The 10,585-nt window shown below is 33.1% G+C and carries 14 protein-coding genes and 1 tRNA gene (1 of these 15 only partly in view); 6 read left to right on the top strand and 9 right to left on the bottom strand.

Translation table 11 applies throughout. The features are described from left to right. Nucleotides 1–4 (bottom strand) — tRNA-Asn (locus tag MXE27_RS05590); it reaches 69 nt to the left of the window's first position. 174 nt (nucleotides 5–178) lie between these two features. Further along, nucleotides 179–643, bottom strand: coding sequence for a zinc ribbon domain-containing protein (locus tag MXE27_RS05585; RefSeq protein ID WP_248611425.1), 465 nt, complete (start codon nucleotides 641–643; stop codon nucleotides 179–181). A 238-nt stretch (nucleotides 644–881) separates the two neighbouring features. On the opposite strand from MXE27_RS05585, the gene MXE27_RS05580 reads away from it, so the two are divergent. The 5 genes from MXE27_RS05580 to hisE all read left to right on the top strand — a co-directional run bounded on the left by MXE27_RS05580 (nucleotide 882) and on the right by hisE (nucleotide 4,720). Then, entirely contained in the window at nucleotides 882–1,886 is a 1,005-nt protein-coding gene (locus tag MXE27_RS05580; protein WP_248611424.1) for a radical SAM protein, read from the top strand. Between the two features lie 112 nt (nucleotides 1,887–1,998). Beyond that, nucleotides 1,999–3,348: an Asp-tRNA(Asn)/Glu-tRNA(Gln) amidotransferase subunit GatB gene (gene gatB / locus MXE27_RS05575; protein ID WP_248611423.1), complete on the top strand. Its 1,350-nt coding sequence runs from the start codon at nucleotides 1,999–2,001 to the stop codon at nucleotides 3,346–3,348. 28 nt (nucleotides 3,349–3,376) lie between these two features. Continuing rightward, on the top strand, nucleotides 3,377–3,616 hold the full coding sequence (locus MXE27_RS05570) for a DUF504 domain-containing protein (protein ID WP_248611422.1): 240 nt from the start codon (nucleotides 3,377–3,379) through the stop codon (nucleotides 3,614–3,616). Between the two features lie 17 nt (nucleotides 3,617–3,633). Then, a complete protein-coding gene (locus tag MXE27_RS05565; RefSeq protein WP_248611421.1) occupies nucleotides 3,634–4,440 on the top strand; it encodes a CBS domain-containing ParB/RepB/Spo0J family partition protein in 807 nt (268 codons plus the stop codon). Then, nucleotides 4,430–4,720, top strand: a complete 291-nt coding sequence (gene hisE, locus MXE27_RS05560) for a phosphoribosyl-ATP diphosphatase (RefSeq protein WP_248611420.1) — start codon at nucleotides 4,430–4,432, stop codon at nucleotides 4,718–4,720. Before MXE27_RS05565 ends, hisE begins: the two co-directional genes overlap by 11 nt. Nucleotides 4,721–4,774: 54 nt before the next feature. Here the strand turns inward: hisE and MXE27_RS05555 are convergent, their stop codons facing one another. The 6 genes from MXE27_RS05555 to MXE27_RS05530 are packed head-to-tail and all read right to left on the bottom strand — an operon-like array spanning nucleotide 4,775 to nucleotide 8,587. Further along, the gene (locus MXE27_RS05555) at nucleotides 4,775–5,362 is read right to left on the bottom strand and encodes an NAD(P)H-dependent oxidoreductase (RefSeq protein ID WP_248611419.1); all 588 of its coding nucleotides are present in this window, start codon (nucleotides 5,360–5,362) and stop codon (nucleotides 4,775–4,777) included. A gap of 11 nt (nucleotides 5,363–5,373) precedes the next feature. Continuing rightward, complete coding sequence (locus MXE27_RS05550; RefSeq protein WP_248611418.1) at nucleotides 5,374–5,844, bottom strand: GNAT family N-acetyltransferase; 471 nt, start codon at nucleotides 5,842–5,844, stop codon at nucleotides 5,374–5,376. Nucleotides 5,845–5,857: 13 nt separating this feature from the next. Beyond that, nucleotides 5,858–6,658 (bottom strand): class I SAM-dependent methyltransferase, encoded by an 801-nt coding sequence (locus MXE27_RS05545; protein WP_248611417.1) that lies wholly within the window; start codon nucleotides 6,656–6,658, stop codon nucleotides 5,858–5,860. 27 nt (nucleotides 6,659–6,685) lie between these two features. After that, nucleotides 6,686–7,273 (bottom strand): transglutaminase-like domain-containing protein, encoded by a 588-nt coding sequence (locus MXE27_RS05540; RefSeq protein ID WP_248611416.1) that lies wholly within the window; start codon nucleotides 7,271–7,273, stop codon nucleotides 6,686–6,688. Between the two features lie 19 nt (nucleotides 7,274–7,292). After that, nucleotides 7,293–7,817: an HXXEE domain-containing protein gene (locus MXE27_RS05535; protein WP_248611415.1), complete on the bottom strand. Its 525-nt coding sequence runs from the start codon at nucleotides 7,815–7,817 to the stop codon at nucleotides 7,293–7,295. A 14-nt stretch (nucleotides 7,818–7,831) separates the two neighbouring features. Next, a complete protein-coding gene (locus tag MXE27_RS05530; protein WP_248611414.1) occupies nucleotides 7,832–8,587 on the bottom strand; it encodes a class I SAM-dependent methyltransferase in 756 nt (251 codons plus the stop codon). Nucleotides 8,588–8,711: 124 nt separating this feature from the next. Here MXE27_RS05530 and MXE27_RS05525 point away from each other — a divergent pair, with 124 nt between their 5' ends. After that, nucleotides 8,712–9,158 carry a nucleoside deaminase gene (locus MXE27_RS05525; RefSeq protein WP_425438273.1) on the top strand — a complete coding sequence of 149 codons (447 nt, stop codon included), beginning with the start codon at nucleotides 8,712–8,714 and terminating at the stop codon, nucleotides 9,156–9,158. A 13-nt stretch (nucleotides 9,159–9,171) separates the two neighbouring features. Here the strand turns inward: MXE27_RS05525 and MXE27_RS05520 are convergent, their stop codons facing one another. After that, nucleotides 9,172–10,536: a phytoene desaturase family protein gene (locus MXE27_RS05520; protein WP_248611412.1), complete on the bottom strand. Its 1,365-nt coding sequence runs from the start codon at nucleotides 10,534–10,536 to the stop codon at nucleotides 9,172–9,174. Nucleotides 10,537–10,585: the final 49 nt, after the last annotated feature.

The following is a 10,585-nucleotide window of genomic DNA, read 5'->3' as shown; positions in this document are numbered from 1 at the left end:
CGGCACTTGCCAAGTAAAGCCTGTAAATCAAGCTTATGAACCACAGCCTATGTTTACAGCCTTCTAAAACATAGCCCTTTATGGGGATACACTTACATTGATAGTCATCATATATAAACGTTTTGGGCAAATAACTTCTCAATAAAGAATAGGAAAAATTCCATTTCAACATCAATAATTAACCATTGAAAAATGCCCACAATGCAAGTGAAACTAATAAAATAAGCGGAATTATAAAAAATAGTGTTGAACTCCTTTTGGTAGCCATTAAAGCATAAACAATAGCCATGACAGCCGCTATCCAGAAAGAAATTTGGGGTAAAATTATATTCAAAATACTGGCTATGATAACCAAGATCATAGCACCTATGATCACCACATTCCATTCAATACCATCATCCACTGATTCCATCTGGTATCGGGATTTTTCTACAGGAATTTCCCTATTAAGTGTTTCACTTCTATTATATGGCCTAGATTTAAACTGAGATTGAAGAGGCTTTGATGGGCCAGTAGATCGGGGTTTTTGCGGTTTAGATGAATAAGATTTAGGTGGATAGTTTGAACGTAAATGTGTTCCACAGTTAGAACAATATTTTGCCGAATTTTTATTTCTTTCACCACAATTAGAACAATAAACCATTATTTCATCCTATTTATTTTTATAACTACATGTTAACTCAATGATATGCTGTTAAAAAAATTAACTTAACAGATTTATTAATGATGTTTCCTCTTAATATAAATTTATTGAATAATGATTAAGTTCAATATTATAATATTAATATTTAGTAAATATGCCTATCTAAATATATTGGTTAAAAAGAAAAATAAGGATAGATATAATCTTAATTAATTAAAATTAATATTCTGTGAGCAAAATGCAAGTTATAAAAAAATTAAAGGACTTTAGAACATTAGAACTTCTGCAAAAAGCTAACGAACTAACTCTCAAAAATCATAGCAATGAAATTACCTTAGAACGGGCAATTTTTCTCTCCTGGTGGTGTGAAAAAGGAGACTGCGCATTCTGTTATATGAGCACCCAAAAACCGCGCATAAGTGACCCAAAAAAAGCTCGTCGTCAGATAAACTCAATTTTAGCTGAAGCAGAATTATGCCGGCGCATGGGGTGGAATATAGAATTTTTATCAGGAGGATATGGCTCATTCAGTACTTCAGAAATTAAATCCATTTCTCAAGATATTTTTAAAATAACAAAACAGCCAGTATGGTTGAATATAGGCATAACTAATGATTTAGAGGAATATGGTGAAGAGATTTCCGGGATAACCGGAGCTATAGAGATAGCGAATCCCGAATTACATGACAAAATATGTCCCAGCAAATCACTTGAAGATATAACAAATATGTTAGAAGTAGCTGGAGATTTAGGATTTAAAAAAGCAATAACTATCATATTAGGGCTGGGTGAAACTCCTGATGATTTAGAATATTTATTTAATCTCATAAATGACTTGAAAATCCATAGAGTAACATTTTATTCATTAAATCCCCATAAAGACACTATTTTTGAAACACAACCCCAACCGGCTTCACTATATTATGCCGGAGTAGTGGCTGCGACAAGAATAATGTTTCCTGAACTTGAAATTGTCTGCGGTACATGGATTGATAACTTAGCAAATATTGGGCCTTTGATAATGAGTGGAGCAAACGGATTAACTAAATTTCCTCTTTTTAAAATGTTTGGGACCCGTTATGGTAAAAGAGTTGAAGAAGAAGTTTATTGGTCAGGACGAAAATTAAAAGGAACGTTTACAGATTTTAATAGCCTAAAAAATGGCGCTGATTTAGGTGAATTAAATCCATTTATAAAAAGATATATTGATAAGTGTCTAAATAAAAAACCTCTAAAGGAATAACTTAGTAAATTTATATGAGACATATATTTTATGATTATTAATAAATTGAAAAATAACAAATATTTATGAAATATTTCACCATTTATGAAGTCATGGAGGGATGACTATTAATATGAAATGCGGACTTGAAATTCACGTTCAACTGGAAACCGATTCGAAACTCTTTTGTGATTGTCACACTAGCTATCAGGACGCTCCTGCAAACAGTAATGTATGTCATGTTTGTCTAAACCAACCCGGAGCTAAACCTTACCCAACAAATGATAAAGCTTTAGAAGGAGCCCTTAAAATCGCTTTAATGTTAGATTGTGATATTGCAGAAGACGTTACTTATTTTATGAGAAAACATTATAACTATCCTGATCTTCCTTCGGGATACCAGAGAACTTCAGTTCCTATTGGATACAATGGTGATCTTAATGGAGTGCGTATTAGAGAAGTACACATGGAAGAAGACCCCGGACAGTACAAACCAGATTTAGGTATTGTTGATTTCAATCGGTCTGGAATCCCCCTTATTGAAATTGTAACAGATCCAGACATGCATTCTCCAGAAGAAGCACGTTCATTCCTTAAAGAATTAATTAGAGTTCTAGAATATAGTGGAAATGCGCGTGGTGAAGGTACCATGCGAGCTGATGTGAATATTTCCCTCGAAGGCGGAACAAGAGTGGAAATAAAAAATATTAACTCTATCAAAGGGGCCTACAAAGCACTTAAATTTGAGATGGTTCGCCAAAAAAATCTTTTAAAAAGAGGAGTGCAAGTAAAGCAAGAAACACGAGCTTTTCTGGAATCTCAAATGATTACAGTTTCCATGCGACTTAAAGAAGGAGCAGAAGATTATAGATTCATTCCAGATCCCGACTTGCCACCCATGCAAGCAGAATCTGAACAGATTACACAAATTCAAGAAAAGATGCCTGAACCGCCCCATATAAAAGTTAAAAGATTTATGGCAGAATATAATCTTCCTAAAGAACATGCACAAGTACTTACTTCAGAATTAGAGCTAGCTAATGCATTTGAAGAAGTTGCAAAGTTAATTAATCCAGAATTTGCAGCTTTGTGGATGAGAGATGAACTCAAACGTGTCTTATATTATAACAAATTAACTTTCTCTCAGAGCAATATTAATTCAAAACAAATTATAGAACTTCTAGAGATGCTACAGAAAAAAGAGATTACCACTAAAGCCGGGCAGAGAATCATAGAACAAATGCCTAACAACACCAAGTCCCCCCGCGAAATCGCAGAAGAAATGGGATTAATTGGAATAGTTAATGAAGATGACGTGATCAAAGCAGCCAAACAAGCTATTGAAGAGAATCCGGAAGCAGTTTCGGATTACCACCAAGGCAAAAAGGCGGCTTTAAATTTCCTGGTGGGGCAAGTTATGAGAATTACCCGAGGAAAATCTGAACCCGGCCACACAGTGAAATTATTAAAGGAGTTATTATAATTATTTTATGGAGTTATGGGGCCTTATCATGGCTAAGCATGTATTAAACTTAATGTTATGGCATCCTAAAAAAGATATTTCACTATGCAATATAACTTATCTCCATAGAGGCGCTCATGGAAATCTGAAAACCGTCAATGGTTCCCAAATAAAAAAATTAGAAAAAGGATTTTTAATCTTAGATGAAGATCAATTAATCCCATATCACCGCATTGTGAAAATAGAATGTAAAGATAATTTAATCTGGAAAAAATGTTCCCATAAATAACCTTTGGAAGAATTACTATGAGTAACAAAGCCCTTGTAAAGGATTATATGACAAAAGATGTGATTACTGTTACGCCAGACACTCTTAATTCTGATATAATTGAACTAATGAAAGATAGTGGTCATGACGGTTTTCCAGTTAAAGAAAATGGAGCAGTAACCGGAATGGTGACTGCATTTGATTTTGTCCTAAAACCATGGTCCAATTATGTTAAGGATATTATGTCTTCAGATGTGGTGGTAGCTGATCAGGATATGTCAATAAATGATGCCGCCCGAGTTATGTTTCGTATGGGAATATCAAGACTGCCAGTTATAGACAAAAAAAATCACCTAGTAGGCATAATAACCAATACCGATATCGTTAGATCCCACATTGAAAGATCAACTCCTATGAAAGTTAATTATTTCAAAAAAACGTTGGAACAACTCTACAATATTAAAACTGAAATAAAAAGAATGAAAGTACCCACCGAAAGGCTAAGGCCCACCCAGAACAAAGTTTATGCTGATGAACTGCAAGGAAGAACTTATGAGCTTAAAAGAGGCCTTGCAGAACCAACCATCGTTGTGAAAACTGGAGAACGTTTTGTACTGGTTGATGGGCACCATAGAACTGTAGCGGCTCGTAAATTAGGATGTAAAGAAATTGATTCTTATGTTATAGATTTGAAGCAGGACCTTAAACTAGGGATGGAAAAAACTGCTGATTTAAATGGTATTTTTACCATGGAAGATATTGAAATTATTGATGATGCCCAACATCCACTAATAGCTATAACCCGGAGTATGCGAGATAAAAAGAGGAAAAAAAATGGCAGATGAAAAAATTATAGCCGAAATTTACAAAGTTCTTGAAGACCGCAGAGACCACCCTATTAATTCTTACACGTCTATAATGATGCAAGACGATGCCAAGTCTGCTGAAGATAAAATACTTGAAAAAATTGGCGAGGAAGCCGCAGAAGTAATAATTGCTTCAAAAAATAATGATAATTTAGTTTATGAATCTGCTGATTTGATTTTTCACACCCTACTCTTATTAGCATATAAAGGAGTGGAATTAAATGATCTTTTTGATGAATTTAAAAAGAGAAGGAAATAATTTGATTTAAAAAACATTAATTTTATACCACTTTAAATCCATAACATTCCTCTTTTAGAAATGCTCTTTTAAAATTGATCTAACATCTTTCAACCAATTTTCTCGTTCTTCTAAAGTACTGCTTGCTACAATTCTAAACATTTTTCTGTGAACATTTTTAATACCACAAAAATCAAAAACACAATCTTTCCAAATTCGCTCTAGAGGATCTCCAAACACATTCATTTCCCTTTCTTCAGAAGTATTGGATGTGTTGAACACAAAAGCCATTTTTGCATTTAGAAGTCCTTCTGGAACACCAGATCCATCATCTCCTTCTTTAAATGCATAAGCTATTCCTGATCGAAGCACCCGATCCATCCAACCTTTTAAAATCGCAGGTGGTTGACCCCACCAATTAGGGTGGATAATTATTATGCCATCCACGTTTTGAATCTCTTTTCTATGCTTTAAAACTAAAGGGTCTGAAGTTTCGCCATTTACCAGTTCATTGCCTTTTAATAAAGGGTTAAATTTTTCATCATATAAATCATGCGCAAAAACCTCGTGTCCCTTAGCATGAGAATAATCTAAAATAGTTTCATATATTGCATGGTTGAAACTTTTTTCATAAGGATGGGCTAAAATAACAGATATCTTCATATTAATCAACTTTACTTAGATTTTATTTTCTCCAAATAAACAAAACGTAAATTTTCATTGATATATTTAATTTTGAAAATTTTATAACCTTTATTTGAATAGAAATGGATGTTTTCTTTACTTTTATGTCCAGTAGTTAATACAAATCGGGAATATTTTGAAAATATATGCTCTATCTCATCCATTAAAGCAGACCCAACCCCCTGATTTTGTAAGTCCGGTTCAACAATTAATCTTCCCACATAGCATGTTTCACTATTAAGAACATTTACCCTCAACGAACCAATTATGCAATTATTTATTGTTGCTTTTAGAAAAAAATGATCTTCATATTCCTTTATTATCTCATCTAAAGTCTGTTCCATAGGCGGGATGGTTAAATTATCGTAAAGATCATCTTCACTTTTATAAGCACGCTTTTGAAGGAGCAGTATTTCGTTTGCATCTGAAATATCTGCCTCTTCAATAATTAAAGAATTCATTTTTTTCCTAGATTCATTTATGGGCCACAGCCTTAAAAAAGTTATAAAAAAATGTACCATCTTTTTCTGCAGATTTATGTAAATCTCCAATCCCTTTTTCCCATTGAGTGCTGCTAACTAATCCAGATTTTATGGCTTGGTCCTTTACCCCATCCACCATTGCAATAATGGTCTTTTTGATAAATCCCTCCACAAGTTGTGGTTTACTATTATCCACATATACTACTCTGGGAGTTACAACAATTTCTTCAAACCCAGCATCATCCAAAAGAGGATACAAGCGTCTTCCAACCATAGGATCCCCGCCTAATTCCTGTTGTGCTTTTATTAATGCTTTCCACGCTTTAACTGCTTCTTCACTCTCCGGGTGGAAATAACAGGACCCATGGTCCCCTTCAATTACAGTAATAGTTCCATCTTTTTTTAAATATTTTTTTAATTCTTCCAATGCTTCTACAGGGTTTAAAAGATGTTCCAGTACAAAGCAGACAAAAATATGGTCAAAACTCTCTTCCTCAAAGGGGAGATTCATTATATCTGCTTGTTGAAATTCCACGTTTTTTATTCCGGATTTTTTTGCAGCCCTTTTGGCATGATTTAACGAATCCTCCGAAATATCAATAGATATAATTTCAGCATCGCGACTTTTTTTTGCTAGAAGAGTGGTTTGAGCCCCTACACCACAACCCGCCTCCAGTACTTTACTTCCAGGCGGAAATTGAGTGTCATAATGTAATATTTCTGCTAGAGTATCTGCTTGATCTAAGAGACGTTCAGACTCCCGTTTTGAATAACCATGAACATAATCTTTCATAATAACACCTTAAACTATTTCGTGATTCTATAATGAACCAACTATTTTTTTAATAACATCATCCAGTGTGGAATTACTTTGCAATATATTTATTATTTTAGGATGAGGATTAGAATAAATAATAGGATAATCTTTATCCCCTTCTTCTTTTTGAGGAACATATGCTAATTTTTCACAATTTAATGAAAATTGTGCATTAATACCGGTTTTATTACCCCTAGCATCCAATCTGATCCATTTATCATTTAAATATACTCCATTAAGACCATGCAGAATCTTCCCCGAATCAGTGGATAATTTTTGATAACAGAACCCCGCTGGAATTCCTTGAGACCTAAAAAATGCCCCCAATAAATGTGATTTGGCAAAACACAAGCCATGTCCTTTATTAAGGACATCAGAAGATTTATAAGTAATTTCATTACTTTTAATATCTGAGGAATGGTGTATCTCATCTCTTACAAATTCATATAAGTCCTTTGCTGTTTCAATTTCATTCTCAGCATTTTTAGATATCTGTGAAGCTTTTTTTTGAATTAGTTTATTATCACAATCTATTATCTGTGAACAACGCAAATATTCATTTAAATTTCTTTTTTCAGGAATTAAATTCAATTTATCACCACACAACCCACTAAAATGGAATTAATGTTTTACCTAACCACAAAGCAATCATTATTAATGGAATCTGTAATGGGAAAGATAATGCAACAAACATTAACATTAAACGATTATTAAGCACTTTTTCATGATAAAATATGCAAAAAATCCATAAACAATATGGAATGACCAGCGCTATGGCTGTTATAAGACCCGGCACATATGAATTTAAATAAAGTCCTTGGAAAATATGAATTATTGCATTTACAAAAATCAACACCACAACTAAAAGATATAACTTCAATATGTTTCCTTCACGTTTTTTAATGGCGAAATAAGTTACAACCACCACCAATATTGTTAAAAATATAATGCTCACCATGAATTGAGCAGATGTGGTTTTTAACATTTCAAATAAAGGTATTGAGCTTAAAATAGAATTATGGGCCATAAACGAACTCATGGTCAAATATTCTTCCATATCATGAATAAAGAATATTATGGGCAAAAGCCACATAATTCTACCTAAGTTTGTCCGTTCCAGTAATTTACAGAGCATTTTTTAAAACCTAACTATAATTCCCCAACCACTAACATTTCATAGTCTTCTGTGGTTAAACTATCTTTTCGACTGAATTCACCTAATTTACATCCAAAAATTTCAATTTTAGTGAAGTTTAATGATTTCAAGAGCCATGTGATTTCAGAGGGAACATAATATCGTTCATTACAATCCAAAACCATAATTTCACCATCATCTCCTTCAATTTCCATTGTGTTATGATCACGGAAAGTCATTAGATCAAAGTTATTATCCATATTGACTTGATTTTCTGAATTAGAATTTATGAAATCTTTTACTGAATGGAAAAGAGGGAATAGGCCATTAAGAGTGGTAAATATCAACTTTCCATTCTTTTTAAGTGCTTTTGCAGCATTTTCAAGTATTTGAAAATTCATTTCATCTGTTTCCATTAAAGAGAATCCTCCCTCACAAATCATGATTACCAGGTCAAATTCTTCTTCAAATAGTAAATTACGGGCATCTGCCTGGCGAAGATCAAGTTTTAAACCTTCATTTTCTGCATTTTCCCGGGCTTTGTTTAACATGGATTCCGACAAATCCATTCCCACTACAGAATATCCTCTTTTAGTCAATTCAATGGAATGACGTCCAGTGCCGCAACCAATATCTAAAATTTTGGCATTTTTGTTATAATTTAATTCTTTTTCAATAAAATTGACTTCTCCTTGAGTTCCATGAGTATAACATTCTGATTCGTATTTTTCAGCATAATTTGAGAATAATTCTTGGTACCACTGTTTCATAATATCACCCGGATTTAGTTAACCTGAAATAAATATAATTAACCAGTTACTAATTAAATCATACGATTATTTAGTATTTAAAATAAACTTAAAATTTAAAAAAAACTAATAAATAAAGTTAAAGATGATTAAGATGGATGAATTCATGAAAGCCGCCTATAAAGAAGCCCAACAAGGACTTCAAGAAGGGGGTATCCCCATTGGTTCTGTGCTGGTCCATGGCTGTGAAATTATATCACAAGGCCGTAATCAGCGCATCCAAAAAGAAAGTTCAATTTTACATGCAGAGATGGATGCCTTAGAAAATGCAGGCAGAAAAAACGTGGATTTTTATAAAGAATGTATTATTTATACCACTTTATCCCCATGTGTCATGTGTAGTGGAGCTATTCTTCTTTATGGAATCCCAGAAGTAGTAATTGGAGAAAATAAATCATTTATGGGGGCAGAAGATTTTCTAAGATCTCAAGGAGTGAAAGTTAAAGTTATTCAGAGCCCTAGGTGCATTGAAATGATGTCTAATTTTATAGAAAAAAATTATGAATTATGGAATGAAGATATTGGGTTGTGAATTATTCAATAAACTATTTTGCAGGAATTTTAAATTCTTTATTCAAAAAAAAAGACCCTAAATTCCCATCTGATTTCATCATTTCCAAACATCTTAATACAGAATAAGCCGCCCTACTAACACCTGCGCTCCTCTTTTCAGTATCAGTTCCCACACAATATAAATTATTTATGGGAGTTTCCACGTCTCCAAAGCCCGAATTAATAGACCATGCTGCTTTTTCAGGAATTAAATCTTGATAATGCACCATTTCAATATGGTTTTTAATTTCGGGTTGAATATTAATTATAGAATCTAAAGCCTTTTTTCGAATTGCCTCAACATCATAATCATCAGGCAATGTAAATGCAAATCCAACTAATTGTTTTCCTTCTGGTGCTAAAGCTGGATCATAATTGGATATAGGAACCATCCAGGCATAAGGGTCGGAATCAATCCACATCTCCGAACCATAATTTTTGAATATTTGTTTATTTAAACCTAACCAGATAGTTAAAGAGTTTACTTTCTGTATTTGATTTAAATTACGCGCATAATCTTCAGGTAAATTATCAACTAGTTTGGGTAAATCTGAAGCAAAGCCTGAATAAATTACATTTTCACAGCAATATTCATTTTTATTAGTAACTACTTTTTCCACTTGATGGCTGCATTGGATTTTTACAACCTCTTCCCTAGTTTTGATTTGTACATTCTTAGGAAAAGAGATTAAAATAGAATTAATTATGGATTGAAGGCCACCCTTAGGATATCCCTGATCTTTAGCCCCTTCTGTAACAAAAAGGTCGTATAAATTCCCAATATATTTTATTGAGCTGCTTTTATGAGTTTTATTATCAATAAATCTAGAAACTGCTGTGTTTTCAATGGAAGTACCCACCAAAAAATAACAAAGCCAATCCACAAATCTTCTGGTAGTAATGGAAATGTTTTCTGGAAGAAGTTCTTTCATAGATATATCCGATAAACTTTTTCCAGCATTTAGAAGATATAAAGTGTTAAATAGTGCTTTCATTATTAATAAACGGTCTGTTTTAGGAATTAATCCGAATTTTAGCCATGAATTAAGATTCCATGGAAACGGTTTTATTTCATTTCCAATCCTAACATGATACTTTCCAAAAGGAACAAATTGAGGAATAACATCAAAATAGTTATCCATTAACTCCTTGAAAGGTCCATTTTCAAGTCGGGTGATTGCATGAGGTCCTGTATCAATACGGTAACCGTCAAATTCATAAGAACGGCACACCCCACCAATATCCTCCTCTTTTTCTAAAATTAGTACTGATTTGCCTTCTTTAGATAGTGCTAGCGCGGATAGTAAGCCGCTGATTCCTGCACCTATCACTATTACATCATAATTATAATTATCCATAAATTCACCTATAATAAAAATATTATTAATATTATTAATATTGTAAAAA

The sequence above is a fragment of the Methanobacterium alcaliphilum genome (assembly GCF_023227715.1).
Classification (GTDB): domain Archaea; phylum Methanobacteriota; class Methanobacteria; order Methanobacteriales; family Methanobacteriaceae; genus Methanobacterium_E; species Methanobacterium_E alcaliphilum.
The sequence above is the reverse complement of the archived record's forward strand: the minus strand, read 5'-3'. Positions and strand labels throughout refer to the sequence as shown.

What these genes read in the sequence shown, in the direction of transcription:
- MXE27_RS05585 (WP_248611425.1), bottom strand. Translation starts at nt 643, where the DNA reads ATGGTTTATTGTTCTAATTGTGGTGAAAGAAATAAAAATTCGGCAAAA.
- MXE27_RS05580 (WP_248611424.1), top strand. Translation starts at nt 882, where the DNA reads ATGCAAGTTATAAAAAAATTAAAGGACTTTAGAACATTAGAACTTCTG.
- gatB (WP_248611423.1), top strand. Translation starts at nt 1,999, where the DNA reads ATGAAATGCGGACTTGAAATTCACGTTCAACTGGAAACCGATTCGAAA.
- MXE27_RS05570 (WP_248611422.1), top strand. Translation starts at nt 3,377, where the DNA reads ATGGCTAAGCATGTATTAAACTTAATGTTATGGCATCCTAAAAAAGAT.
- MXE27_RS05565 (WP_248611421.1), top strand. Translation starts at nt 3,634, where the DNA reads ATGAGTAACAAAGCCCTTGTAAAGGATTATATGACAAAAGATGTGATT.
- hisE (WP_248611420.1), top strand. Translation starts at nt 4,430, where the DNA reads ATGGCAGATGAAAAAATTATAGCCGAAATTTACAAAGTTCTTGAAGAC.
- MXE27_RS05555 (WP_248611419.1), bottom strand. Translation starts at nt 5,362, where the DNA reads ATGAAGATATCTGTTATTTTAGCCCATCCTTATGAAAAAAGTTTCAAC.
- MXE27_RS05550 (WP_248611418.1), bottom strand. Translation starts at nt 5,844, where the DNA reads ATGAATTCTTTAATTATTGAAGAGGCAGATATTTCAGATGCAAACGAA.
- MXE27_RS05545 (WP_248611417.1), bottom strand. Translation starts at nt 6,658, where the DNA reads ATGAAAGATTATGTTCATGGTTATTCAAAACGGGAGTCTGAACGTCTC.
- MXE27_RS05535 (WP_248611415.1), bottom strand. Translation starts at nt 7,817, where the DNA reads ATGCTCTGTAAATTACTGGAACGGACAAACTTAGGTAGAATTATGTGG.
- MXE27_RS05530 (WP_248611414.1), bottom strand. Translation starts at nt 8,587, where the DNA reads ATGAAACAGTGGTACCAAGAATTATTCTCAAATTATGCTGAAAAATAC.
- MXE27_RS05525 (WP_425438273.1), top strand. Translation starts at nt 8,712, where the DNA reads ATGATTAAGATGGATGAATTCATGAAAGCCGCCTATAAAGAAGCCCAA.
- MXE27_RS05520 (WP_248611412.1), bottom strand. Translation starts at nt 10,536, where the DNA reads ATGGATAATTATAATTATGATGTAATAGTGATAGGTGCAGGAATCAGC.